Here is a 24,987-nt window from a genome sequence, read left to right on the forward strand (position 1 = left end):
CCAAGATTCATCTCGAAAAATCCTTATATCATTGTAATATAAAGACTTTATTATATAAGCATACTTTATCAATATGCTAAAAACCGCACTGAGAGTAGACTCTTCAAACCAGACGGTCAAGTAATAGCTGGGTATTTTAGCATTGATTGAGGATATATAAATACTGGAATAGCTGTCGATTCAGCCAGATCATTCTGAATTACATCAACAAACGTTAATGAAAAGAATATGCCACCTATTCATCAATAGGTGGTAGGATGTTTTGATACAACAATTTAATTACTCTATTTGTTTGTTTCCAATGGTTAAGTTTCTGTTCGTGATCCATGTTATCGGTTATTATTTACTTTAGTGTGTTATTCTCATGCTACTGCAAGAACTTCTTCAGAATTCTAATCACGGCGGTATTCACTAATCTCATTCCTTCCTTTATAGTAATCGTTTATAAGAGTAAGAAACTTTAAGTGTAAAATGAAAAATACCTATAAAATCAGCGTGTTGATGTCAGTATATAATGATTCAATACATTTGAATGAAGCTATAGATTCTATTTTAAATCAGACTTTTAAAGATTTTGAATTTATCATCATTAATGATGGTTCTACCGATTTGTCTATTGATATTTTAAAAGAATATGAAGAGAAAGATAGCAGAGTAAAAGTGTATACTAATGCATCTAATATCGGGTTAGCTAAATCTTTGAACAAAGGTTTTTTACTTGCGTCTGGTGATTATATTGCTCGAATGGATGCTGATGATTACTCATATCCAACTCGCCTTCAAAAGCAGTTTGAGTTTATGGAAGACCATAAAAACATTATGGTCTGTGGTACATCGATGGAAATTTATGAACAAGATGACAAATTCATGATTCTTCCAACAAGCCATAATGCAATAGCTGCTGGATTGATTTTTGGAACTAATTTTTATCATCCTACAGTCATATTTAGATCTGATTTCATTAAACAAAATAAAATTGTATACCCAGAAGATTATCAATATGCTCAAGATTATGGGCTCTGGGTCAATTTATTAAAGCTAAATCAGGAAAATATTTTTTCTAATCTAGAAGAGGCATTATTAAAATACAGAATTCATCCAGAAAGAAATAGAAAGAACTACTTTAGTACACAAACCTCATTTGCTATAAAAGCACAAATTAATGCGTTAAGTATGTTTAATATAGAAGCCAGCAAAAATGTATTATACAACTTAAATTTTTCAAATGAAGAATTAAGTTTATGTAATATAAAAGAATGTGATGTAATTTTGGATAAAATAAGAACTAAAAATAAAGAACTTTGCCCTTATTTTTACAAAAATCTTGAAGTTGCTATTGTGCGAAAAAAAGTATCATTATTTCGGCGTTGTGAGAAAAAAAGCCTTTTTTATCCTTATATGAAAGTCAAAGCAAGGCTTATTTACTTAATGAATAGGAAAATGATTAAGGCTCTAAACTAAGGGTCCGCCCTTAGTTTAGTTTTAGGTAATTTCCAAATATTAGATCAACATTTTTGTTTTCTTCATTATTTAATTCTTTATCCATACCTGCTGACGGAATAAAGGTTAATTCTCCAAAATGAATTACACCACTATTTAGGTATAAATCGACTCTAACAAAAGGAAATGGTTTGGATAGTTTTTCAGCATATTCAAAGAGTTTTTGATAGTTTTGAGGTTTATCTAAAACAGTAGATACTTCACTATTTTTATAATCAATACCATAAGGTAATAATTCCCATTCTTTGTTAACAAAATAGAATTTAGGGTGTTGTGATTCTCTTTCAGTGCAGATCATGACAAACAAAGGTTCACCATGAAAACAGAATAATTTGTAATCATATGGAAGTTCATTATTTTTTGTTTCTATGAATTTTTCACAAATTATTTTTTTAGAGATATCCTTATAAACAAATTCAACAGCTAATCGCCAATAGTCTTCATTTAGCCAAGTTGTTAATGTTTGTCTAATGTTATCTGGGGATATCTTATCTTTATCTCTGCAAATGATATTATAACCTGCACCATGATTGCATTTTAGTACAAATTTATTAGGCAACTCAGAGAAGTTAATATCGTCAGGTTGATCCCATACTTGATGGATTTCATTAAGTATTTCTTCGCAACCACAATCTTTAACATATTCTCGAGCAGCGTATTTATCTGCACATTTTGTGACTAATGGGTTATTTTTATATAAATTTAACTTTAGGTGCTGTAATTTCTCATTAAATGTTTGTGGAAAATCTAAATTTAGAGTTTTCCTCATTCGTTCTTTATATATTGATTTAGTTACTAATTCTGGAAAAGTATCACAATATTTATAACGTAATTTATTTCTTAAAATTTTCAGGTATTTATTCATAAAGGTAATAAAATATAATTTAGCAAAATCGTATTTTAAGGCTAAAAATCACATTTAGATAGATTTTACTTTGTTTTTGGCAACCAAATCTCAACCCTTAACCCACCTAATGGGCTATCATCAGCTTTAACATGACCTCGATGTTGGCTTACGGCTGTTTCTACAATAGCTAACCCCAAGCCAGTACCCCCTGATTCACGATCTCTTGCTTCATCTGTTCGGTAGAACGGTCGGAAGATATGCTCTCTATCTTCAGGACTAACACCTGGACCATCATCATCAACAATAATAGTGATACCTTGGTTTTGTTCAGTAAATGCAACCTCAATGCGAGAGTTTGAATAACGTAGAGCATTACGAACAATATTTTCAAATGCACTAGCAAGTGAATATGGATTGCAGTAAATAGGCCATGCTCCCGGAGGAGTTGTGACTTGTAGGGTCTTATTACTTTGTTCAGCCTCAAATTTGGCATTATCTAAAATGTCATCCCACAATTCGTTGGCTTTTACTGTTTCGCGTAATAACTCGTTTTTATGCTGGTTGCGTGAAAGAACGAGTAAATCATTAATCATGCCATCAAGACGCTGAGTTTCAGTTTCAATACGCTCTAGCTCTTTACTTTCTCCACTACGACGACGTAATAATGCACTCGCTAATTGTAAGCGTGTTAATGGTGTTCGTAGTTCGTGAGAAATATCAGAAATTAACCGTTGTTGTGCCTCAACCATGCGTTCAAGAGCACTTATCATCTGATTAAAGCTGGTACCTGCTGCCAAAAATTCTTGAGGGCCTGTTTCTAGTTCAGGGTGAGGGCGTAAATTACCTTTCGCAACATCATCAGCCGCATTTTTAAGTTGTCTTGCCGGTTTTGCTAGGCTCCAAGAAAGCCACACTAATAACGGTGTGCTGATAAGCATGGTAAATATGAGTAGTAATAACGGTTTATCAAATAATAAGTTGATAAAGTCAGATTGAGGGCTACTTGATGGACGAACAAGATAAAGCTGGTAATGATCTTCACCATCTCTTACTGAAAATGGCCCTAACATCTCAGAACGGCCATATTTTTTCTTTTTAGGGTGATCGGCGTTATCAGATTGACCAATAAAGTTTCTGACAACCTGCATCTCATTACGTTGAGCACCGATAATGCGTCCTTCACTGGTCACGATAATTAAACGCTGACCAGGTGGAGCCCATTTATCAATAGCGCGAATTAATCGACGCCACCAAAGGAGATCGTTAGCGGGATCTTGAGCTAATTCCGCTTCGATATGTTGTTCTAGCATAACACCTTGACGGTACTCACTCTCTAAAAGAGGGGTAAGCTGGCGCGAGTCCAGCTTTGGAACCATCATAACTAGCACCAGAACTAATGCTAGCGTCAGCCAGAATATTGCAAAAATACGCGCTGACAGACTATTTATCATAAAAAATATTTATCAAGTTATTGAAACCATCAGATAACCACGGCCACGTAACGTTTTGAACCACGGTTGTCCATCTGTTCTTTCTGGTAATTTACGGCGTAAATTGGAAATATGCATATCAATCGCTCTATCAAAAGGTGTTAAGCGCTTACCAAGCACTTCTTGACTTAGATGTTCGCGTGATACGACTTGCCCCAAATGCTGAGCAAGTAGATAAAGCAAAGTAAACTCAGTTCCTGTTAACTCTAGCGGTTCGTCATCAAAACTCGCTTCTTGTCGGCCTGGGTTAAGTTGTAGTTTATCAACCTGTAGTGTTGGAGATGTATTGCTATCAGTCTGTTTTTGTTCGCTCCAGTTAGAACGACGTAAAATAGCTCTGATACGAGCAACTAGCTCTCTATCATTAAAAGGTTTTGGTAAATAGTCATCAGCACCAAGCTCTAAGCCAAGTACTCGGTCAAGATCACTGCCTCTTGCCGTTAACATGATGACAGGGGTCTGGAAATTTTGGCGTAACTCTTTGAGTGTCTCAATCCCGTTTTTACGTGGCATCATAATATCCAGTAATAACAAGTCGATAGAAGCATCCAAAAGTTTAAGTGCTTGTTCGCCATCAGAGGCGATTACAACATTAAAGCCTTCCATTTCAAGCAATTCTTTCAATAGCGATGTTAATTCGCGATCGTCATCCACTAATAAGATTTTATGCATTCGTCAATTCCTCCAAGAGAAAAATACGATAATAAATAGCGCGAATCTATGACTTTACGTTCTTTTACACGCTCTGACGCTAGTTTGCAGCCGCAACGGTATAGTAATCCACATAGCAAAGAATTACACATATTTAGGTAGCATTAATTAGGTCGGTATTAATCACCGAGTTTAGGAGTAAGAGCAATGCGTAAAGTAGCAGTAGTTGCATTAGCATCAATGTTTTTAGCAGCTCCGACAGTGGTATTAGCTGAAACAGCAAATACCAATCCGCCTACTGAGCAACAATATAATGGTAATTATCACTGCGGTTATGGCTATGGTATGCATGGCGACCGTGATTATAGAGGTCACCGCGGACAACGTGGCCATATGATGAATAACGGTGGACAAATGATGGATCGCAATTATGGCGGATCTCATATGTTTAACGGAATCACATTAACTGAGCAACAACGTACCCAAATGCGCGATTTAATGCGCCAGCATCATCAAGGCAGATATAACGGAAACTACCGTCAACGTCATGAGAATATGCATAAATTAGTTACTGCACCTCAATTTGATGAAGCAGCAGTAAGAGCACAAATGCAAGATATGGATAAACAAGCAATTGAGCGCCATGTTGAAATGGCGAAAGTCCATAATCAGATGTATCAGTTATTAACCCCAGAACAGAAAGCGCAGTTGGAAAAGAATTACCAACAGCAAATGTCAGATTTTGACCAACAAGGTCAACAAAATCAGTAACGAAGTAAGTAAGAGTGTAGTGCAGCAGTACCTAGTTAGAGAGTAAGTAGCAACAACGAAGTTTTTTCCTTGCCATAGACACCATCCCTGTCTTTTGCAGCCCCTCTGGAGAGGGGCTTTTTTTTGTCCAGACCTACAACAACGCCTCAGGAGATTCAGGTAAAATCTGTCCGCCATCGACGATAATTGTCTGGCCTGTAATATATTTTGCTTCATTTGAGGCAAAGAAGGCGGCGGCGTAGCCGATATCTTCTGGCTCACCTAAAGTATGTGTTGGGATAGAAGCCTTCATTTGATTTAAATACGCTTCGCCTTGGGCTTGCAAGCCTTCAGTGAGGATATTTCCCGGCATCACAGCATTAATGGTAATACCATGACGCGCATATTCTAATGCTGCACTACGCATAAAGCCAAGTTGTCCTGCTTTACTTGCGCCGTAGTGGCTCCAACCAGGATAGCCTGTGATTGCTCCCGTAATGGATGACGTGATAATCACACGACCTTGTTTTTGTTTTTCCATGACACGAAGTGCTGCCTTCACTAAAAAGAACATACCTTTAAGGTTAACTGTATGCATTTTATCCCAATCAGCTTCAGTCATCTCTTTAATAGTTGCTTGAGGGAAAATGCCAGTATTGGAACAAAGAATATCAAGTTTGCCATACTCTTTTACGACATCATCAATGACTTTTTCACAGGCAGATTGCTGAGTGACATCAAGATGCATAAAACCTACATCTAATTCATCTTTTGTTTTATTACCAGCTACATCATCAATATCCGCAATAATCACTTTCGCACCACTGTTTTTTAGTGCGATAACGATACCTTTGCCAATACCCTTTGCGCCACCTGAAACTAAAGCGATTTTACCCGTTAAATCAAACATAAAACCTCCTATAAAGTGTAAGTTCTACTGTATCAGTCTAGGTTGAAAAGCGGTAAATCACCCAGAGAACTTTGTTGTGGGTCACAAATGTACCTTAGATAATTTTTTTCTTTGAATGGATGTCATCACGAAATCGAGAGATAAACGTCAGATAGAATGCTGTACCAGAGAAAAACTGAATATTTATCAAAATATGCCGATGCTATTTTTTAGCATAAATAGCGTTTTTTTGAGGTGAATGCAAAAAGGCAGTAAAGTGTCTGTATAAAAAGTGTTAACTTATTAGTGAAACACATTTGAGATAGACTAGTCTAAACTTTAAACAGGCTGTCTGATTAGTTTAATGCGCATCAAGTTTATGAAAAAAAATGTACGATAATGATGAACTGGTAAAAAATATGCGTACAATGGTATTGTTGAATCAATTCAGCATTTGCGATATCGGAAAATAACACCAGATAAGCCGATATTGAAATAAAAAGTTATTCCAACAATTTTGCAATAATTACATCGAATAAGAATCAGAGGTAATCATGGTCAATGGGATCAAAAGAATTGGGGTTTTAACAAGTGGTGGTGATGCACCCGGAATGAATGCCGCGATCCGTGGCGTTGTTCGTGCCGCACTAAGTGAAGGTTTAGAGGTTTATGGGATTATGGATGGCTATATGGGGCTATACGAAAATCGCATGAAAAAACTCGACCGTTTTAGCGTGTCAGACATGATAAACCGTGGTGGTACATTCCTTGGTTCTGCTCGTTTCCCTGAATTCCGTGAAGACAATGTGCGTGCTGTTGCCATTGAAAACATGAAACAAAATGAGCTTGATGCTTTAGTTGTTATTGGTGGTGACGGTTCTTATTTAGGTGCGAAAAAATTAACGGAAGCGGGTTTTCCTTGCATCGGTTTACCAGGCACAATCGATAATGACGTAGCAGGTACTGACTACACCATTGGTTATTTCACGGCGTTAGAAACAGCAGTTGAAGCAATTGACCGTTTACGTGATACCTCAACGTCTCACAAACGTATCTCTATCGTAGAAGTAATGGGCCGTTATTGTGGCGACTTAACTCTATCTGCGGCAATCGCAGGTGGATGTGAATTTGTTGTTCTGCCTGAGGCAGAATTACCGTTTGATCGCGATGAACTGCTGGCGGAAATCAAAGCAGGTATTGAACGTGGTAAACGCCATGCAATCGTCGCAATCACAGAACACGTTTGTGATGTACATGAATTAGCTCGTTTTATTGAAGCTGAAACTAAACATGAAACACGTGCAACAGTGTTAGGTCATATTCAACGTGGTGGCTCTCCTGTTGCTTACGATCGTATTTTAGCCTCACGTATGGGTGCTTATTCTGTACAACTGCTATTAGAAGGTTATGGCGGTCGTTGTGTTGGTATTCAAAATGAAAAACTGGTTCACCATGATATTATTGATGCGGTCATGAATATGAAACGTGTCTTTAAAGCTGACTGGTATGAAACAGCGAAAAAACTCTATTAATCAATAGTGTTATCGTAATACCCTAGCCTTTCTGAGTACTATCCTTATTCGTGAACTACTCTGATACATGTTGTCTGCGTGTCAGAGTAGCTTCTCGAGTGAAAACATTTCATTTAATAATCTTATTCTCCATCAATACTGCCTAACATCCCTTGTATAGATAGTTATATTCCTGTTGTGTATATCAATCGGCTTTTTGTTATTTCATCGTTATAAAACTTTCTGTCAGCCTAGTTAAATATTTAACAATAGGGGATGGAGAGATATGTTTAAACAATGGGGTTTATTATCAACGACTTTAGTCGCATTACTTTTTTCTAATAGCTTATGGGCTAAAGATATTCAGTTATTAAATGTCTCTTATGATCCGACAAGGGAACTTTATCAACAGTATAACCAAGCATTTAGTCAGTATTGGCAGCAGAAAACGGGAGATAGGATCACTATCCGCCAATCACATGGTGGATCAGGAAAGCAGGCGACATCAGTTATCAATGGTATTGAGGCAGATGTTGTGACATTAGCTCTTGCCTATGATATTGATGCGATCGCACAAAGAGGAAGTATCGATAAGCAATGGATAACACGACTACCCGATAACTCTGCGCCTTACACTTCAACGATTGTTTTTCTGGTGAGAAAAGGAAATCCTAAGCAGATAACAGATTGGGATTCACTGATAAAACCAGGTGTTTCCATTATTACACCTAACCCTAAAACTTCAGGTGGTGCAAGATGGAACTATCTTGCTGCTTGGGGGTATGGGTTAAAAGCTAATCATCAAGATAACGAAAAAGCAAAAGCATTTGTGAAAGCACTTTATCAGCAAGTTGAAGTGTTAGACTCAGGAGCGCGAGGCGCAACCAATACATTTGTTGAGCGAGGTATTGGTGATGTATTGATTGCATGGGAAAACGAGGCATTATTAGCAATTAATGAATTAGGTGCTGATAAGTTTGAAATTGTTACACCTTCGGTTTCTATTCTGGCAGAGCCTACGGTATCTGTAGTGGATAAAATTGTCGATAAACGAGGAACACGAGAAATTGCCACCGCGTACTTAGATTATCTTTACTCACCACAGGGACAAGAGATTGCAGCAAAAAACTATTACCGTCCTAGAGATAAAGTGCTCGCTGAGAAATACCAAAACAGTTTCCCAAAACTCGAACTATTTACGATTGATGAGGTTTTTGGTGATTGGCAATCAGCACAGAAAATACATTTTGCGACAGGTGGTGTATTTGATGAAATAAGTCGTCGTTGATGTGTCATAAAGCAAAAACAAAAAAATCACCTTCTGGTTTTATATTCAGCAAGGTGATTTTCTTTATTTTTTATCCATTAAAGGCGTAAGCCAGAAAGATAAAAATTATTTTTTCGCTTTAGCTTGTGCTGCTGCTTTCACGATGACGGCAAATGCATCAGCTTTCAGTGAAGCACCACCGACTAATGCGCCATCAATGTCTGGTTGACCAAACAGTTCAGCTGCATTTTTATCGTTCACAGAGCCACCGTATTGGATGATAACTTGTTCAGCGATAGCGGCATCTTTTTTCGCGATATGATCACGAATAAATTTATGGACAGCTTGTGCTTGTGCTGGAGTTGCAGATTTACCAGTACCGATAGCCCAGATTGGTTCATAAGCAATAACCGCATCTTTAAATGCAGCTGCACCATGTGCATTTAAAACAGCATCGATTTGGCGAGCACAGACTTCTTGTGTTTTACCCGCTTCGTTTTCTGCTTCGGTTTCGCCAATACATAATACAGGCGTTAAACCTAACTCTTTTAACACGCCGAATTTTTGAGCGATAAACTCGTCAGATTCTTTATGATAAGTACGACGCTCAGAGTGACCAATGATAACGTATTTAACATCAACGTTTTTCAGCATTTCTGCTGAAGTTTCACCAGTAAAAGCACCAGATAGGTTAACACCTGTATCTTGAGCACCTAATGCAATACGGCTTCCGCCAATTTCATGGCGTGCTTGGCATAGGTAAACTGCGGGTGGTGCGATAGCAACATCACAACCTGCAACACCGCTAACTTCTTTACGTAGTGCAGCAATTAATTCATGAACCATATGAATGCTGCCGTTGAGTTTCCAGTTACCCATGACTAATGGATGGCGCATAACTTTTCCTCCAACCGAGTGGTTTAAATTTAGTTTGCTAATAAACATGAATTCTGTTGATACACAACAGTATAGAGAACAATGAATAGAATAGCTTTGTTTTTTATCACGGAATAGCTGAAACGATCTTGCTGTTTAAAGAAAGCTTAATCGGTTCAATTGCAAAGGTCGTTAATTGTTCACCTTCATGCGCAATAATATAGCGGATCGCACCAACATTATGGCTTACATAAGCCGGAGTTTGGTTTTTAAATGCAAACAAATCGAGAACTTCTTGAATTTGTGTAGGCGTTATTGAAGGGTCAAATTGAGCGATCAAAGTCACAATGTATTGTGTGGTGATCTCACGGTTCATTTTTTCTAATTCAGGTGAGTCTGATGTATGGATAAGCGTCAGTTGCAGACTTTTAATTTTTTCACTGCCACGTTCTAATATCGCTGAAGAGTAAATATAAGGTGTAATACGAGTTGCGGCTCTGACAAGCGGAATAGCAATATCGTGATTAGTGATAATTTTATATTCATTAAGCGATAGCAACGGATTTTGTTGGTTGAATTTTGTTCGTAGCTCCGGAATAGTTATCTCAAAAACGGGTGCATCCTGTTTAAGATAGGCAATATCATCTTTAGTGGGCTGTTTTTGTGCGACAGATATCCCTGTTGCAAAAACAGTAGTTGGCAAACAAAGAGCAATGCTTATGATTATCAGGTATAACGTAGAAAGTGTACTTTCTTTTATCATCTGTCCTCCGTTTGTCAGTGCTGTTATTGGCTAGTCTGTATTATTTGATACTAAATGGACAGTGTAATTCACACATTAAGTAAATTATTGAGAATTTATGACCTTACAACATTGGGCATTTTCATTCAAAGGACGAATTGGACGTCGTGATTTCTGGGCAGGTTTAGGTGTTTGTTTCGCTCTTTTTTCAGGCCTTTTTATTATCAATGACATGATTTATCCATTACCTGCCATTGTAACGTGGATATTGATCTTCTTTATTCTGTATCCCTTGTGTGCGATTTTCACTAAAAGACTCCATGATAGAAATAAAAGAGGAATATGGCTTTTATTACTTTTACTCGCTGTGATGTTGGGGCTGGCTGATACAAGTAGTTTAGAACCTTTTTGGCAGTGGGCGATAGGGCGTTTTCTACCTTCCTTTATCGGGATGATTATGTTGCTTGATTGTGGTGTTTTTATTGGCAATCAAAGTGAAAATTACTTTGGTAAACACACTGAGCAAGTAGATTATCGTCGCTGGCGTTAATCCTTTTTATTAAAATAAATCAGATAAGGGCAAAAAGAGAAAATTGCCCTTATTTTTCTTTTCATATTACCAATATTGTTCGCTGGTGATATGTCCTGGTTTGCGGCGTAAGTGTTTACGCATTTCTCGTTGTTCTTTTAATAGTTGTTGGGTATCTCTTACCATTTGTGGATTGCCACATAACATAATATGGCTCTCTTCTGGAGAAATGGTTAAGCCCACCGTTTTTTCTAAGGCACCACTTTCAATTAACGCAGGAATACGACCTGTTAATGAGCTAATATGATTTTCACGGCTAACAATAGTTTGAATACGTAATTTTCCTTGGTAACGCTCAACAAGTTTTTCCATTAATGGGAGATAACTTAAGTCATTAGCATATCGAACCGCGTGAACAAGAACGATATTTTCAAATCTATCCAGATCTTGGCCTAATTGTAAAATCGATAAAAAAGGCCCTATGGCTGTCCCTGTAGAAAGCATCCAAAGTGTATTGGCACTAGGAATTTCTTCTAATACAAAAAAGCCACTGGCTTGCTCGGTGACAAGTAATTCATCCCCTATTTCTAGAGCACTTAATTTAGGGCTTAATTTTCCTTCGGGTACAGTCACCAGATAAAATTCTAAGTTAGGATCATTCGGCGCATTCACATAAGAATAGGCACGTTGCACTCGTTCGCCATCAATATCTAATGCTAATTTTGCAAATTGCCCCGCTGTAAATTTATCAACAGGGGCATTTACAACAAGACTTATTAACGTGTCAGTCCAGCGATTAACTTGGATAACTTTTCCATTCACCCAATTTGCCATAGAGGTTATCTCCTTACGATAAATGCGTTTATGTCGCTTATTCATTCTAAATAGGAAGCGATTTTTTATTTATCAAGATGATGTGGTGATGTTATTTATCTGAATTTTTGTCAATGAATGACACAATATGTACATTTATATTGACAACTATGGTGTTTTTCTCTGACATTAGTCGATGTACAAAAATTGCTGACTATCTCGCAAATTTCTACAAATTTGTTAACTTAGTCTCATTCTTAAAAGGTGTATATTTTGCAGAGTTTATTTTTATAAATTCTCTGTCGTGTACGCCTGTCCGTTAATTTATTTGAAATTCCTGAGCAAAGAAAAGAAATGAGAAAGTTAGAGCATGCAAATCTATTATTATTGATAATTGCACTGGTTGCTGTGGGTCAAATGACACAAACCATCTATGTTCCAGTCATTGCCGAAATGGCGGTTTACTTTGGTGAGCCGACAGGTGCTGTACAGCAAGTAATGGGCGCTTATCTTTTTTCTTATGGTTTTTCACAGCTCATTTATGGGCCTATCTCCGACAAAGTAGGGCGTCGCCCCGTTATTTTAGTCGGAATGACGATTTTTTGTTTATCAACACTGGTAGCGATTTTTTCACAAAATTTAACCACACTGGTTATTGCAAGTACCTTACAAGGGATGGGAACAGGTGTGGCAGGAGTCATGACGCGTACTCAACCTCGTGATTTATATACAGGTACGGCATTACGTTACGCTAATAGTTTGTTAAACATGGGGGTTTTAGTTAGCCCATTATTAGCGCCGATGATTGGTGGTGTTGTGGCTCACTTCTTTGGCTGGCATGCGTGTTATATCTTCTTATTATTATTGGGAAGTAGTGTTCTTTTCTGTATGTATCGTTGGATGCCAGAAACTCGGCCAGTACAAGTTGAGAAACGTAAAATGCTGTCATCATTTTACTTACTGCTTTCCAATAGTACCTTCAGTGCATTTTTGATTATGCTAATTTGTGCATTATCAGGTATTGCAGTTTTTGAGGCATCAAGTGGTGTCTTAATGGGCGGAGTATTAGGCTTAAGTAGTATTACTATCAGTATATTATTTATTTTACCGATCCCTGCTGCGTTCTTTGGGGCTTGGTATGCTGGTCGTGAAGGTAAAACCTTTGTACAACTGATGTGGCACTCTGTTTTTTGTTGTTTATCAGCTGGTATTTTAATGTGGATCCCCGGTTGGCTAAATATCATTAATATTTGGACTCTTCTGGTACCTGCCGCACTATTTTTCTTTGGTGCAGGTATGCTATTCCCATTAGCAACAACGGGTGCAATGGAGCCATTTCCATATTTAGCAGGCTCTGCGGGGGCACTGGTGGGTGGATTACAAAATGTGGGATCAGGTGTTGCAACATGGTTTTCAGCCTTATTACCACAACATAATCAATTTAGTTTAGGTATGATTATGTTCGCTATGTCAGTGGCTATTATGCTTTGTTGGCTTCCTTTGGCTCACCGTTTTAGCCATGAAGAACATACTATTTAGACTATTGGTGTAGTCAATTAAATAAAAAATGCCGAGAATAGAATTTCTCGGCATTTTGGTTTTGTAGCCTAGGCTACTTCTCTCTCAACTCGTTGTATTAATTAAGCGCGATCTTCCCACTCTTGTGCACGAGCAACCGCTTTTTTCCAACCGTTATAACGGTAGTTACGCTCAGTGGTTTCAATACCAGGGCGGAATTCTTTATCAATCGCCGCTTTATTTTTAACTTCTTCTAAATCGTTCCAGAAGCCAATAGCAAGACCCGCAAGGAATGCGGCACCTAGTGCGGTACTTTCACGGACAACAGGGCGTTCAACACGAGTGCCTAAAATATCGGACTGGAATTGCATTAAGAAGTTATTGGCAACAGCACCACCATCAACACGCAATGATTGTAAACGCGCACCTGAATCGGCTTGCATTGCATCAAGTACATCACGTGTTTGGTAAGCGATAGATTCTAAGGTTGCACGAATAATATGATTACGGTTAGCGCCACGGGTTAAACCAAAGATAGCACCGCGGGCATACGGATCCCAATATGGTGCGCCTAAGCCGGTAAAGGCAGGAACAACATAGACACCATTCGTATCGTTTACCTTAGTTGCGAAGTATTCAGAGTCGGTTGCTTCATCAATGAGTTTTAATTCATCACGTAACCATTGAATGGACGCACCACCAACGAATACAGCACCTTCTAAGGCATAGTTCACTTCACCACGAGGGCCACAGCAGATAGTTGTTAACAAACCATGATTAGAGCGAACGGCTTCTGTACCTGTATTCATCAGTAAGAAACAGCCTGTACCATAGGTATTTTTCGCCATACCACTTTGTACGCAAAGTTGACCATAAAGTGCAGCTTGTTGGTCACCCGCCATACCCGCGATAGGAATACGTGTACCACCTTTACCACCAATGTTTGTTTGGCCATAAACTTCAGAAGATGGCACAACTTTTGGTAACATATTGCGAGGAATATCCAGCAGATCGAGGATTTTCTGATCCCAATCTAAAGAGTGGATGTTAAATAACATGGTACGTGAAGCGTTAGTGAAATCGGTAACGTGAACGCGACCTTGTGTCATTTTCCAAACTAACCAAGTATCGACAGTACCGAATAACAATTCGCCATTTTCTGCTTTTTCACGAATACCTTCGACGTTGTCGAGGATCCATTTTAATTTTGTACCAGAGAAATATGGGTCAACCATTAAACCGGTGTTTTGACGAATATATTCTTCAACACCTTCTTTATCTTTTAAGCGGGTACAGAAATCGGCAGTACGACGGCATTGCCATACAATGGCGTTATAAACAGGTTTACCCGTTTCTTTATCCCACACAATGGTGGTTTCACGTTGGTTTGTGATACCAATACCAGCTACATGATCAGATGGAATATCTGCTTTTGCTAATACTTCAACTAGGGTTGCACTTTGTGTTGCCCAAATTTCCATTGGATCGTGTTCGACCCAGCCTGGCTTAGGATAAATTTGAGTGAATTCGCGTTGTGAAATACTGACGATATTTGCATCATGATCAATAACTACGGCACGTGAGCTGGTTGTACCCTGATCAAGTGCAACAATGTATTTTTTTTCGGTATTCGATGTATTTGTTTCTGTTGTCATGTTAGTAACCTGTTCTGATAATCAACAATCTTGCTCTAAGTATTATTTATCGTCTTCAATTTTGCAGGTATCGCAAGGTAAGTGACGGCCAATTAATTTACGGTAAGCCAATGCACCCAAGATACCACCGATAAATGGAGCAATCATTGGAACTAAGAAATAAGGAATATCACGTCCACCAGTCAGTGCAATATCACCCCAGCCAGCAAAGTACGCAACCAGTTTTGGACCAAAGTCACGGGCAGGGTTTAAGGCGAATCCTGTTAGTGGACCAAATGCACCACCGATAACGGCAATTAAGATACCAATCAGTAAAGGCGCTAATGGGCCTTTAGGTACACCGTTACCATCATCAGTTAAGGCTAAAATTAAGCCAACAAGGATAACGGCAATAATAACTTCGACAACAAAAGCATGTGCAACGGAAATTTGAGCTGCGGGATAAGTAGAGAATACACCGGCAGTGAAGAGACTTTCTTGTGAGCCTCTGACAATGCCATTAACTTGTTCGTAGTCGAGAAAAACACTGTAGTACATAAAGTACACAATGGCTGCGGCAAAGAAGCCACCTAACATTTGTGCAATAATATAAGGGATAACTTTTCTGCGTTCAAAGCAAGCGAATAACCAAAACGCAACGGTAACTGCCGGGTTCAAGTGAGCACCAGATGTGCCCGCGGTAAGATAAACGGCTAAGGCAACACCCAGCCCCCAGATAATACTTATCTCCCATAGTCCTAGCTCTGCTCCTGCAATACGTACTGCAGCAACACAACCAAGGCCGAAGAAGACTAGCAACGCAGTTCCGATAAATTCAGAAATGCATTGACCCATAAGAGAGGTTTTCGTCTGGCTCATATATTCTATCCTGAAAGAGGTTATTTATTGTTAGTATTCTTTTCGAATTGAAAAGATAACTGTGAATTTATCGTTAATGAGCGTAAACGAGAATAAGCGAAATTGAAATTTGTGTGTCTCATCAAGAAAATGAGTGAAAACGCTCTTAATTAGTGACTTGATCGACATTTGTAATGTGATCTGACCAGTGTTTTTGATAAATTGAAAAAAGAATGTAATTCCACGGAAGATGCTAGACAGTTGTTGATAGGCTACTTACAATCGGAAGTATCGATTATATGGGGGATTACAGTATGTCATTTGAAGTTTTCGAAAAGTTAGAATCAAAAGTACAACAAGCTATTGATACCATCACGTTATTACAGATGGAAATTGAAGAGTTAAAAGAAAAAAATGATGCGCTGAACCAAGAAGTTCAAGAAGCGAAAGGATCACACGAAGCCCTTGTTCGTGAAAACGAAGAGCTAAAACAAGAGCAATCAAGCTGGCAAGAGCGTTTACGCGCGCTGTTAGGCAAAATGGAAGACGTACAGTAATTGTCTTTAAATTGTCTTTATTTTGTCTCTAAAGCCTAAAAACAAAAGCCACCAGACGGTGGCTTTTGTGTCTTAAATCATAAGAAAGCAGATAAAAGTAAAATTATTCTTCTATTAAATCTTCATCTAAGCCCAAAGGCTCTTCTGATAAGATGATCCCGGTATTATCGGCATAAAGATAATCACCAGAGAAGAACGTAACACCGCCAAAGTTGACGCGGATATCACTTTCACCAATACCTTCACTCGGGCAACCCGCTGGTATCGCAGCCATGGCTTGAATACCTAAATCAAGTTCTGACAATGTATCAACTTGACGTACTGCGCCATAAACGACAATGCCTTCCCATTCATTCGATACGGCAAGTTGTGCCAATTCAGCATCAATTAAGGCTTTGCGTACAGAGCCACCGCCATCAACTAAAAGAATACGGCCTTTGCCATTTTCTTCTAGTAAGTCATAAAGCAGGCCATTATCTTCAAAACATTTCACGGTGATGATTTGCCCACTAAAGGCACTTTGACCACCAAAGTTTGAGAAAAGCGGTTCTACGACATTGATATCTTCTTGATAGATATCACAGAGTTCAGAAGTATCATATTTCATAGGAGATTACGTCAGGTTGCCACAGGAAAAGCCAGTATATCCCTTAACGGGGGTAGTTGGCAAAAGACTCACTGAAAATTCAGTGAGTCAAATCAACAATCGAGCTAAATTATTCTAAAACTAAACCTAAAGAGAAGAGTACGTTAGTGAGTAGTGCTGCTTTTACCATATGTTCAAGTAAAGGGCGCATTGCTTCACCTGAATGATCGGCATTAACACGTTTAATATGCAATAAAAGCATCGGTGTTGCGAGTAAGAATAGCCATGCTGTCCAGCGGTGCATATACAGAAGCGTGAAGATAATTAAGCAAGCAATAGAGAGAAAAATGACACACGTATGGTAAGTTCGTGAGCCAGCAGGGCCTAAGCGAACGGCTAATGTATTCTTGCCCGCTTGAATATCACTTTCTAAATCGCGCATATTATTAATGTTTAGAACGGCGACAGACAGTAAACCACAGGCCGTGGCCGGAAGTAGGGTGACAATATCGAAGGTGTTAGATTGTAAGTAATAAGTTCCGATTACGCTTAACCAACCAAAGAATATTAAGACAGAAATATCACCTAATCCCATATAGCCATAAGGGCGTCGGCCTACGGTATAGGTAATGGCTGCGACAATAGCGAGTAATCCCATCACTAAAAAGCCAATGGCATCTTCAGGTTTTTTACATGCAACAATAATCAGTGCAATACCTGAAATACAAGAGATGATGACATTTAATATTAAGGCTTTTTTCATTTGAGCTGGCGTTATTACGCCTTTTTGCATTCCACGAAGTGGCCCTAAACGCTCTTCTGTATCGGTACCTTTTACAGCATCACCGTAGTCATTAGCAAGGTTTGATAGAATTTGTAATGTGCCAGCTGTCAAAATAGCAAGCAGTGCAATAGGTAGCTCAAAATGCCCCATCCAATACGCTAATGCGGAGCCAGTCACAATGGCAATTAACCCTAAAGGCAGTGTTTTGGGTCGTAAACTTTCAAGCCAGGCTTGAGTCCGGCTAGTGGAATTTAGAGAGCTCATGCTGAAATTCGATACTCATGTTCGTTGTTATTATAAAAATAAGAATGGGAGGCAAGCCTCCCACGTAAATATTGCTGATAAGGATCGCACAAGTTGATTATAAAATAAATCGACTCAGATCTTCATCTGCTACAAGCTCATCCAGATGCTGTTTCACATATTCTGCATCAATCAATATAGATTGACCTTGTCGTTCGCTTGCATCGTAGGAAATTTCTTCCATTAAACGTTCTAAAACAGTATGTAAACGACGAGCACCGATATTTTCGGTCGTTTCATTTACACGCCACGCTGATTCAGCAATTTTGCGAATACCGTCTTCAGTAAAGCTAATAGAAACCCCTTCGGTTGCCATTAAAGCTTCATACTGTTTTGTTAACGATGCATTAGGCTCTGTAAGAATACGCTCAAAATCTTCTGCTGTCAGCGCTTGAAGTTCAACGCGAATTGGCAGACGTCCTTGCAACTCAGGAATTAAATCAGAAGGACTGGAAACTTGGAAAGCACCTGACGCAATAAACAGAATATGGTCTGTTTTTACCATACCGTGTTTTGTTGAAACTGTACAACCTTCAACCAGTGGTAAGAGGTCACGTTGTACACCTTCACGAGAAACGTCAGGGCCAGAACTTTGACCGCCACGTTTACAGATTTTGTCTACTTCATCAATAAAGACAATACCGTGTTGTTCTACTGCATCAATAGCTTGTTGTTTAAGCTCTTCAGGATTAACTAATTTAGCGGCTTCTTCTTCAACAATCAGCTTAAACGCATCTTTGATTTTCATCTTACGCGCTTTTTGTTTTTGCCCTGCTAAATTTTGGAACATAGATTGTAATTGATTTGTCATCTCTTCCATTCCTGGAGGAGCCATGATTTCAACACCCATTGGTGTTGCAGATAATTCAATTTCAATCTCTTTATCGTCTAATTGACCTTCACGTAATTTTTTACGGAAAGATTGACGAGCGGCCGAAGGTTCAGAGGTTTGCTCTGTGACACCCCAGTTATTTTTTGCAGGTGGAATAAGTGCATCAAGAATGCGTTCCTCAGCCATTTCCTCAGCACGGAAACGATTTTTATCAATCGCTTGGCTACGCACCATTTTGACCGCAGAGTCGGTTAAGTCACGGATAATAGAATCAACTTCTTTACCTACATAACCCACTTCTGTGAATTTAGTTGCTTCTACTTTGATGAAAGGTGCATTGGCTAATTTTGCTAAACGACGTGCAATTTCAGTTTTACCCACACCAGTAGGGCCAATCATCAGAATATTTTTAGGTGTTACTTCATGGCGCAGCGCTTCGTCGAGCTGCATGCGACGCCAGCGGTTACGTAGGGCAATTGCCACAGCACGTTTCGCTTTATCTTGACCAATAATAAATCTATCAAGTTCGCTGGCTATTTCGCGAGGAGTCATTTCAGACATGCTCTCAAATCCTTACTCTTTTGAAGAGAGTTCTTCAAAGTTGACATTATGGTTAGTGTAAATACAGATATCTCCAGCGATGCTCAGCGCTTTTTCAGCGATCTCGCGTGCAGAAAGCTCAGTATTTTCTAGCATGGCTCTTGCCGCTGCTTGTGCATAAGGGCCACCAGAACCGATTGCAATTAAATCGTTTTCTGGTTGAACAACATCACCATTACCTGTGATGATAAGTGATGTGTTTTCATCTGCAACAGCAAGTAGTGCTTCTAATTTGCGCAGCATTCTGTCTGTACGCCAATCTTTTGCTAGCTCTACCGCAGCTTTGGTTAAATGCCCTTGGTGAAGTTCTAATTTGCGTTCAAACAGTTCAAAAAGAGTAAAAGCATCAGCAGTGCCGCCAGCAAATCCCGCAATGACTTTGTCGTTATAAAGACGGCGTACTTTGCGAACATTGCCTTTCATGACGGTATTACCCATCGTCGCCTGTCCATCACCACCGATTACAACTTGGCCCTTACGGCGAACACTTACGATTGTAGTCATGAGTCAGCCCCTGGTTTAATCAATAAAAATGAGACGGGAAGTGCTTATATTTGAAATACAGCACTGCCCGTTATGTGAATTAGAATTATAGGTGGGGGAGAAAATTTATTTTTCAACCCCCAGAAGAGCGAAGAATACAACCGGATACGCCAGCACCGGCGGCTTGTCTACTTACTGAATTGGCTTGTTCTTTACTGTAAGGGCCTGATAATACGCGTATCCAGCCATCATTGCCTTTTGTTACTCGGCTTTCAACACCAGAAAAAGCCAAAGTTGCTCTTACTGATTCGGCTTGCTCTGTATTTTTAAATGAGCCACATTGCACTAAAAAGTTTGCTTCAGTAACAGCAGGTTTAGGCGGTGTAACAACAGCCGGTGCAGGTGCTTGCTCTGGTTGAGTCTGTGTTGGTTGTTGAACAACAGAAGGCTGGGGTGTTGCTGGTGGTGTTACTATCACTTGCGAGCGTGGAACTTCCCCATTGTAAGGGACTTCGGGTAACTGAACAGCAGGTTGACGTTTATCTGCTTCAATTTGTTGTAAAAATCTCAGCTGTTCAGGTGAAAGTGTTGCTTTCGGATTAATCTGGCTACCTGAAGAGGGAGATTCGGGCAATAAAGGTGTACCCACCTGACGATTTTCCAGTTCTTTAATGTACTGCCAACGCTCTTGCGGTTTAGGCGGTAAACTATTTGCTGGATGCTGCCCAGTGATTGCTGGTGCTGTTTCTACGACTTCTTTTTTATTATGCGTAATAAAATAGAGGCCGCCGATAAACAGCGCCACAATTGCGATTGCCGCGATAAGTGTTGTTAAAGGCAGCCCTTTAGCAGCCTTTTTACTTTTACTTTTCGTTGTTTTTTTACGACGAGCAGATGTCTGCCCTCGTCCCACATAGTCTCGTTGTGCCACAGTTCGATTCGCTGATAATTAAAGGAATAGGTATCACGAACGATATGTTACTTAACATAGTGTGTTTTGCCTAGCTTTTAAGCTGACAGACACTATCTCTTATAATTAGCTCACAATCTAATAAACGAGAACCCGGTGCGACAGGTCTACCTTGTAATTGATCAAGCAATAACAACATAGATTGACGTCCAATTTCATAACGGGGTTGTTCCATCGTTGTTAGTGCGGGTTCGCTGTAACGTGTGATATCAAGATTATCAAAACCAATAACAGAAAGATCTTTTGGGAGTTCTAACCCTAATTTTTTCGCCTGCCACATAACGCCAATCGCCATAATATCACTATGGCAGAACACGGCAGTCGGTGGTTCAGGTAAAGAAATCAGTTTTTTCAGACTTTCTGCACCGCTTTCATGGGTAAAATCACCACGAATAATATAGTCTTCACGTAAAGGAACACCTGTTCTACGCATAGCTTGAATATAACCTTGTAAGCGATAACGACATAAAGGCATATCTTCTGGGCCTGTAATACAAGCAATACGCTTATGACCCATTTGCTGTAAATAGTGTGTTGCTCTAAAAGAGGCAGTGAGATTATCAATATGAACAGTAGGTAGCTCAAGTTCAGGTGCAAACTCATTTGCCATGATCATTGGAGGTAGGTTTTTCTGCTCTTCTTTGGAAACATCAAAAGGAATGTGTGAACCAAGCAGTAACATACCATCAATTTGTTTGGTGATAATGAGGTTAATAAATGCATTTTCGTGTTTTTGCTGATGTTTACAATCACCAATAAGAACGAGATAACCATGTTGTGCCGCAGTTTCTTCAATGCCACACACAACATCAGTAAAAAAAGGATCACTGATGTTAGGGACGATCACAAGGATCGTTTTTGACTCATTGCGCTTAAGATTTTTTGACAGGTTATGTGGGTAATAGCCCACGTCAAGAACAGCCTGTTCAACTTTCTGACGGGTTTGTGAGGATACTTTTTCCGGATTCATTAAAGTACGTGACACGGTTGCTGTGGACACGCCGGCTGCAAGGGCAACATCTTTCATTGTTGCTTGCGTATTATCTTTATTATTCTGTTGCAAACCCCATACCTCCCTTTTGGATGGTTTAGTTAAACGATTGCTTTTTTATTTGCAAAAAAACCGCCGGTGCTCAAAAAAAGATTTTATCGACGGTTTTAATTCGAGAAATATTCTAAATTGTTATTCTACCCGCTTTTTAAATAGATACTGTTACCTAGTTTGCATAAAAAGTGTGATACCAATCGTTTTTATGAGTTAGTTCGCAAAATTGATAAATAGTCTTGGACTGTAACTAGTATTTAATCAGAATTTTATTCTCAACATAAATTTGACTGAAATATATTCAAATAGACATAAAAAGACGATTAACAATCTGTTGGGTCAACATCAATATTCCATTTCACTTTCTTACTCTCAGGTAAAGCCACAATTTGAGGATAAGTGACGGACATTAGTTTTTGTAAATAACCCCGCGAAGGATGTTGTAGCAATAATTGCCAACGATAGTTCCCTCCACGTTTAGCTTGAATAGCAGGAACCGGCCCCATAACCCATAAATGGGGATCTCGCATTGGATGTTGTTCAAAAAACTGTTTGAGTTGCCGTAAAAATTGAGGTGCACGTTGGTTATTATGATCTTCTGAACGGATCATTATATGGCTGGAGTAAGGCGGTAAGAAGGTGGCTTGTCGCTCTTGTAAGGCTTCTTTGGTAAAAGCATCATAGCCTTTTTCTAATAGCGTTAATAAAAGAGGGTGGTCAGGTTGGTGAGTTTGTAAATATACCGCGCCTTGCTTACCTGCTCGGCCTGCACGGCCTGATACTTGTGTATAAAGCTGGGCAAAGCGTTCGGCTGCACGGAAATCACTGGAGAACAGAGCGCCATCAACATCCAGTAAAGCCACTAAAGTCACATCGGGAAAATGATGCCCTTTGGCTAGCATTTGTGTACCAATAAGAATGCGAGAGCCACCTTGGTAAATATCATCAAGTTGTTGCTCTAAAGCCCCTTTACGGCTGGTGGTATCTTTATCAATTCGTGTTACAGGCGTATCAGGAAATAACTCACCAATCCCTTGTTCAAGTTGCTCTGTTCCCAACCCTACAGGCATTAAATTCGTTGAACCGCATTGTGGGCATTGCGCTGGAATTCGTCGTTGACTATCACATTGATGGCAACGCAACATGCCATGCTTTTGATGTAGCGTGTAATAGTGATCACAGCGAGGGCATTCTGCTATCCATCCACACTCATGGCATAACAATGCGGGTGAAAATCCACGACGATTTAAAAAGAGCATGGCTTGGTTTCCTGCATTTAGATGCTCTTTTATCGCTTTAATAAGAATAGGAGACAGCCCTGTTGTGAGTGGTTGCCCTTTTAAATCAATTAAGTGTTCGGTTGCGGGCTTCGCATTGCCTGCTCGTTGGGTGAGTGTTAATTGCTGATATTTTTTCTGTTCAACATTAAAACTGGTTTCAATTGATGGCGTTGCTGTTCCCATCACGATAGGAATATTTTCTTGTTTTGCACGGAATACCGCTAAATCCCGAGCATGGTAACGCCAGCCATCTTGTTGTTTATAAGAGCTGTCGTGCTCTTCATCGATAATAATAATACCAAGATGTTGAAAAGGGGTAAGAAGTGCTGAACGCGTGCCAATAATAATCGCATTATCACCACGTTTGGCTCGTAACCAAACGGCTAAGCGCTCAGTATCATTTAATCCGGAATGCAAAACATCCACTGGGGCATTAAAGCGAGCCTTAAAACGACGAATTGTTTGAGGTGTTAAGCCAATTTCAGGTACCAGTACTAGTGCTTGTTTACCTTGTGCGAGAATTTTTTCTAATACACTTAAGTAAACTTCTGTTTTGCCTGAACCGGTGATCCCTAATAACAACCAAGGTGAGAATTGATCAGCTTGAGCTGTAATGGCACCAACCGCTATAGCTTGTTCCGTATTTAATTTAAAGCGTTCACCTTGCACTGAAAAGTCATTGTGCCAATGTATGGGGGCGGGTTGTATTGGGCGTAAGTCTGCAAACTCTTTCTTTTTTAGGTTATTGAGTGTTGCAGTGGTGATATCGAATTCATCAAGCTGATGGCGATATAAAGGTGTACGGCGAAGCGCAGCTAAGGCCTGTTGTTGTTTTTTCGCCCCTTTTAAACTGTTAAGGTCGAGATTAGCTCCCTCTTCTGTGGCATACCATTGCCATAATGGAGTAAATTCAGCGGGTTTACCTTGTCGTAATAAAATAGGCATGGCATGAAAAAGCACTTCCCCTAAAGGATAGTGATAATAAGCCGATGCCCAATTTAACATATCCCATAAAACACCTGGAAAGAGTGTTTCACTATCAAGGATCTCATCAATAGGCTTTAGCTTTTCGATAGGAAACTCACTGTGTGTACTGAGTCCTTTGACAATACCAAGAGAGCGGCGTTTATTACCAAAAGGCACGATCACCCGGCTACCTACAACAGGCGCATCGATCCCTTCTGGTAACAGATAATCAAAAGAGGAGAACAGTGGTACAGGTAAAATTACCTGAACTATAGTCATATCAGGGTTTCCGAGAGTTTTAGCGAAAAGATGACGTTAAGAATATCACAAAAAGTGTGCAGATTTCATTGCGCGTTTAGTGGATATTCTGTATGATCCGCCCCCTTTGGTAGATAAATTACCAAACACTTAATTTCAATCAACACGACGTGTGGTGTTCGGCTGTGGGCTGAATGGCGACACGGCCTTAGTAGAGGTTTTCCATGCAAAAAGATATCCATCCTAAATACGAAGAAATTACTGCATCTTGTTCTTGCGGTAACGTTATGAAAATCAACTCCACTGCAGGTCATAACCTGAATCTGGACGTTTGTGACAAATGCCACCCATTCTATACTGGTAAACAACGTGATGTTGCAACCGGTGGTCGTGTTGATCTGTTCAACAAACGCTTCAAAATCCCAGGCAGCAAATAAGATATTTGTTG

General features: G+C 39.4%; 24 protein-coding genes. 8 read left to right on the top strand and 16 right to left on the bottom strand.

What is annotated here, in order from left to right; genetic code table 11:
• The first annotated feature begins 471 nt into the window (after nt 1-471).
• Complete coding sequence (locus GWI68_RS02835; protein WP_166539323.1) at nt 472-1,461, top strand: glycosyltransferase family 2 protein; 990 nt, start codon at nt 472-474, stop codon at nt 1,459-1,461.
• 10 nt (nt 1,462-1,471) lie between these two features.
• Here the strand turns inward: GWI68_RS02835 and GWI68_RS02840 are convergent, their stop codons facing one another.
• The 3 genes from GWI68_RS02840 to cpxR form a co-directional block, all read right to left on the bottom strand.
• The gene (locus GWI68_RS02840) at nt 1,472-2,365 is read right to left on the bottom strand and encodes an ATP-grasp fold amidoligase family protein (RefSeq protein ID WP_166539324.1); all 894 of its coding nucleotides are present in this window, start codon (nt 2,363-2,365) and stop codon (nt 1,472-1,474) included.
• Nucleotides 2,366-2,430: 65 nt separating this feature from the next.
• On the bottom strand, nt 2,431-3,798 hold the full coding sequence (gene cpxA / locus GWI68_RS02845; RefSeq protein WP_166539325.1) for an envelope stress sensor histidine kinase CpxA: 1,368 nt from the start codon (nt 3,796-3,798) through the stop codon (nt 2,431-2,433).
• A 12-nt stretch (nt 3,799-3,810) separates the two neighbouring features.
• Nucleotides 3,811-4,509 (bottom strand): envelope stress response regulator transcription factor CpxR, encoded by a 699-nt coding sequence (cpxR, locus tag GWI68_RS02850; protein WP_109409897.1) that lies wholly within the window; start codon nt 4,507-4,509, stop codon nt 3,811-3,813.
• A gap of 186 nt (nt 4,510-4,695) precedes the next feature.
• Here cpxR and cpxP point away from each other — a divergent pair, with 186 nt between their 5' ends.
• Complete coding sequence (gene cpxP / locus GWI68_RS02855) at nt 4,696-5,259, top strand: cell-envelope stress modulator CpxP (RefSeq protein ID WP_166539326.1); 564 nt, start codon at nt 4,696-4,698, stop codon at nt 5,257-5,259.
• Nucleotides 5,260-5,392: 133 nt separating this feature from the next.
• Here cpxP and fabG read toward each other — a convergent pair whose 3' ends face one another.
• On the bottom strand, nt 5,393-6,148 hold the full coding sequence (gene fabG / locus GWI68_RS02860; RefSeq protein WP_166539327.1) for a 3-oxoacyl-ACP reductase FabG: 756 nt from the start codon (nt 6,146-6,148) through the stop codon (nt 5,393-5,395).
• A 533-nt stretch (nt 6,149-6,681) separates the two neighbouring features.
• Here fabG and pfkA point away from each other — a divergent pair.
• The gene (gene pfkA / locus GWI68_RS02865; protein ID WP_166539328.1) at nt 6,682-7,659 is read left to right on the top strand and encodes a 6-phosphofructokinase; all 978 of its coding nucleotides are present in this window, start codon (nt 6,682-6,684) and stop codon (nt 7,657-7,659) included.
• 265 nt (nt 7,660-7,924) lie between these two features.
• Nucleotides 7,925-8,926: a sulfate ABC transporter substrate-binding protein gene (locus tag GWI68_RS02870; RefSeq protein WP_166539329.1), complete on the top strand. Its 1,002-nt coding sequence runs from the start codon at nt 7,925-7,927 to the stop codon at nt 8,924-8,926.
• A 105-nt stretch (nt 8,927-9,031) separates the two neighbouring features.
• On the opposite strand, the gene tpiA is transcribed toward GWI68_RS02870, so the two are convergent.
• Entirely contained in the window at nt 9,032-9,802 is a 771-nt protein-coding gene (tpiA, locus tag GWI68_RS02875; RefSeq protein WP_069366847.1) for a triose-phosphate isomerase, read from the bottom strand.
• Between the two features lie 106 nt (nt 9,803-9,908).
• Nucleotides 9,909-10,544, bottom strand: coding sequence for a DUF1454 family protein (locus tag GWI68_RS02880; RefSeq protein ID WP_166539330.1), 636 nt, complete (start codon nt 10,542-10,544; stop codon nt 9,909-9,911).
• Between the two features lie 97 nt (nt 10,545-10,641).
• On the opposite strand from GWI68_RS02880, the gene GWI68_RS02885 reads away from it, so the two are divergent.
• Entirely contained in the window at nt 10,642-11,073 is a 432-nt protein-coding gene (locus tag GWI68_RS02885; RefSeq protein WP_166539331.1) for a DUF805 domain-containing protein, read from the top strand.
• A 66-nt stretch (nt 11,074-11,139) separates the two neighbouring features.
• Here the strand turns inward: GWI68_RS02885 and fpr are convergent, their stop codons facing one another.
• Nucleotides 11,140-11,886 carry a ferredoxin--NADP(+) reductase gene (gene fpr / locus GWI68_RS02890; RefSeq protein ID WP_109409905.1) on the bottom strand — a complete coding sequence of 249 codons (747 nt, stop codon included), beginning with the start codon at nt 11,884-11,886 and terminating at the stop codon, nt 11,140-11,142.
• 333 nt (nt 11,887-12,219) lie between these two features.
• Here fpr and emrD point away from each other — a divergent pair, with 333 nt between their 5' ends.
• Nucleotides 12,220-13,404 (top strand): multidrug efflux MFS transporter EmrD, encoded by a 1,185-nt coding sequence (gene emrD, locus GWI68_RS02895; protein ID WP_166539332.1) that lies wholly within the window; start codon nt 12,220-12,222, stop codon nt 13,402-13,404.
• 101 nt (nt 13,405-13,505) lie between these two features.
• Here emrD and glpK read toward each other — a convergent pair whose 3' ends face one another.
• Nucleotides 13,506-15,038 carry a glycerol kinase GlpK gene (gene glpK, locus GWI68_RS02900; RefSeq protein ID WP_166539333.1) on the bottom strand — a complete coding sequence of 511 codons (1,533 nt, stop codon included), beginning with the start codon at nt 15,036-15,038 and terminating at the stop codon, nt 13,506-13,508.
• A 42-nt stretch (nt 15,039-15,080) separates the two neighbouring features.
• The gene (locus tag GWI68_RS02905) at nt 15,081-15,896 is read right to left on the bottom strand and encodes an MIP/aquaporin family protein (protein ID WP_109409908.1); all 816 of its coding nucleotides are present in this window, start codon (nt 15,894-15,896) and stop codon (nt 15,081-15,083) included.
• A 293-nt stretch (nt 15,897-16,189) separates the two neighbouring features.
• Between GWI68_RS02905 and zapB the strand changes: the two genes are divergently transcribed.
• Complete coding sequence (gene zapB / locus GWI68_RS02910; RefSeq protein WP_166539334.1) at nt 16,190-16,432, top strand: cell division protein ZapB; 243 nt, start codon at nt 16,190-16,192, stop codon at nt 16,430-16,432.
• Between the two features lie 103 nt (nt 16,433-16,535).
• Here the strand turns inward: zapB and rraA are convergent, their stop codons facing one another.
• The 7 genes from rraA to priA all read right to left on the bottom strand — a co-directional run bounded on the left by rraA (nt 16,536) and on the right by priA (nt 24,560).
• Nucleotides 16,536-17,039, bottom strand: a complete 504-nt coding sequence (gene rraA / locus GWI68_RS02915; RefSeq protein ID WP_166539335.1) for a ribonuclease E activity regulator RraA — start codon at nt 17,037-17,039, stop codon at nt 16,536-16,538.
• Nucleotides 17,040-17,148: 109 nt separating this feature from the next.
• A complete protein-coding gene (locus tag GWI68_RS02920; protein ID WP_109409910.1) occupies nt 17,149-18,066 on the bottom strand; it encodes a 1,4-dihydroxy-2-naphthoate polyprenyltransferase in 918 nt (305 codons plus the stop codon).
• A gap of 97 nt (nt 18,067-18,163) precedes the next feature.
• Nucleotides 18,164-19,498 (bottom strand): HslU--HslV peptidase ATPase subunit, encoded by a 1,335-nt coding sequence (gene hslU, locus GWI68_RS02925; protein ID WP_109409911.1) that lies wholly within the window; start codon nt 19,496-19,498, stop codon nt 18,164-18,166.
• Nucleotides 19,499-19,510: 12 nt separating this feature from the next.
• Nucleotides 19,511-20,041, bottom strand: coding sequence for an ATP-dependent protease subunit HslV (gene hslV / locus GWI68_RS02930; protein WP_006534149.1), 531 nt, complete (start codon nt 20,039-20,041; stop codon nt 19,511-19,513).
• 112 nt (nt 20,042-20,153) lie between these two features.
• The gene (gene ftsN, locus GWI68_RS02935) at nt 20,154-20,951 is read right to left on the bottom strand and encodes a cell division protein FtsN (RefSeq protein WP_109409912.1); all 798 of its coding nucleotides are present in this window, start codon (nt 20,949-20,951) and stop codon (nt 20,154-20,156) included.
• A 70-nt stretch (nt 20,952-21,021) separates the two neighbouring features.
• Complete coding sequence (gene cytR, locus GWI68_RS02940; RefSeq protein ID WP_036933288.1) at nt 21,022-22,053, bottom strand: DNA-binding transcriptional regulator CytR; 1,032 nt, start codon at nt 22,051-22,053, stop codon at nt 21,022-21,024.
• 305 nt (nt 22,054-22,358) lie between these two features.
• On the bottom strand, nt 22,359-24,560 hold the full coding sequence (priA, locus tag GWI68_RS02945; protein WP_166539336.1) for a primosomal protein N': 2,202 nt from the start codon (nt 24,558-24,560) through the stop codon (nt 22,359-22,361).
• A gap of 203 nt (nt 24,561-24,763) precedes the next feature.
• Between priA and rpmE the strand changes: the two genes are divergently transcribed.
• Nucleotides 24,764-24,976 (top strand): 50S ribosomal protein L31, encoded by a 213-nt coding sequence (gene rpmE, locus GWI68_RS02950; RefSeq protein WP_006534140.1) that lies wholly within the window; start codon nt 24,764-24,766, stop codon nt 24,974-24,976.
• Nucleotides 24,977-24,987 lie beyond the last annotated feature (11 nt).

It is taken from the genome of Proteus sp. G2669 (assembly GCF_009915245.1).
Lineage (GTDB): Bacteria > Pseudomonadota > Gammaproteobacteria > Enterobacterales > Enterobacteriaceae > Proteus.

What these genes read in the sequence shown, in the direction of transcription:
- GWI68_RS02835 (WP_166539323.1), top strand. Translation starts at nt 472, where the DNA reads ATGAAAAATACCTATAAAATCAGCGTGTTGATGTCAGTATATAATGAT.
- GWI68_RS02840 (WP_166539324.1), bottom strand. Translation starts at nt 2,365, where the DNA reads ATGAATAAATACCTGAAAATTTTAAGAAATAAATTACGTTATAAATAT.
- cpxA (WP_166539325.1), bottom strand. Translation starts at nt 3,798, where the DNA reads ATGATAAATAGTCTGTCAGCGCGTATTTTTGCAATATTCTGGCTGACG.
- cpxR (WP_109409897.1), bottom strand. Translation starts at nt 4,509, where the DNA reads ATGCATAAAATCTTATTAGTGGATGACGATCGCGAATTAACATCGCTA.
- cpxP (WP_166539326.1), top strand. Translation starts at nt 4,696, where the DNA reads ATGCGTAAAGTAGCAGTAGTTGCATTAGCATCAATGTTTTTAGCAGCT.
- fabG (WP_166539327.1), bottom strand. Translation starts at nt 6,148, where the DNA reads ATGTTTGATTTAACGGGTAAAATCGCTTTAGTTTCAGGTGGCGCAAAG.
- pfkA (WP_166539328.1), top strand. Translation starts at nt 6,682, where the DNA reads ATGGTCAATGGGATCAAAAGAATTGGGGTTTTAACAAGTGGTGGTGAT.
- GWI68_RS02870 (WP_166539329.1), top strand. Translation starts at nt 7,925, where the DNA reads ATGTTTAAACAATGGGGTTTATTATCAACGACTTTAGTCGCATTACTT.
- tpiA (WP_069366847.1), bottom strand. Translation starts at nt 9,802, where the DNA reads ATGCGCCATCCATTAGTCATGGGTAACTGGAAACTCAACGGCAGCATT.
- GWI68_RS02880 (WP_166539330.1), bottom strand. Translation starts at nt 10,544, where the DNA reads ATGATAAAAGAAAGTACACTTTCTACGTTATACCTGATAATCATAAGC.
- GWI68_RS02885 (WP_166539331.1), top strand. Translation starts at nt 10,642, where the DNA reads ATGACCTTACAACATTGGGCATTTTCATTCAAAGGACGAATTGGACGT.
- fpr (WP_109409905.1), bottom strand. Translation starts at nt 11,886, where the DNA reads ATGGCAAATTGGGTGAATGGAAAAGTTATCCAAGTTAATCGCTGGACT.
- emrD (WP_166539332.1), top strand. Translation starts at nt 12,220, where the DNA reads ATGAGAAAGTTAGAGCATGCAAATCTATTATTATTGATAATTGCACTG.
- glpK (WP_166539333.1), bottom strand. Translation starts at nt 15,038, where the DNA reads ATGACAACAGAAACAAATACATCGAATACCGAAAAAAAATACATTGTT.
- GWI68_RS02905 (WP_109409908.1), bottom strand. Translation starts at nt 15,896, where the DNA reads ATGAGCCAGACGAAAACCTCTCTTATGGGTCAATGCATTTCTGAATTT.
- zapB (WP_166539334.1), top strand. Translation starts at nt 16,190, where the DNA reads ATGTCATTTGAAGTTTTCGAAAAGTTAGAATCAAAAGTACAACAAGCT.
- rraA (WP_166539335.1), bottom strand. Translation starts at nt 17,039, where the DNA reads ATGAAATATGATACTTCTGAACTCTGTGATATCTATCAAGAAGATATC.
- GWI68_RS02920 (WP_109409910.1), bottom strand. Translation starts at nt 18,066, where the DNA reads ATGAGCTCTCTAAATTCCACTAGCCGGACTCAAGCCTGGCTTGAAAGT.
- hslU (WP_109409911.1), bottom strand. Translation starts at nt 19,498, where the DNA reads ATGTCTGAAATGACTCCTCGCGAAATAGCCAGCGAACTTGATAGATTT.
- hslV (WP_006534149.1), bottom strand. Translation starts at nt 20,041, where the DNA reads ATGACTACAATCGTAAGTGTTCGCCGTAAGGGCCAAGTTGTAATCGGT.
- priA (WP_166539336.1), bottom strand. Translation starts at nt 24,560, where the DNA reads ATGACTATAGTTCAGGTAATTTTACCTGTACCACTGTTCTCCTCTTTT.
- rpmE (WP_006534140.1), top strand. Translation starts at nt 24,764, where the DNA reads ATGCAAAAAGATATCCATCCTAAATACGAAGAAATTACTGCATCTTGT.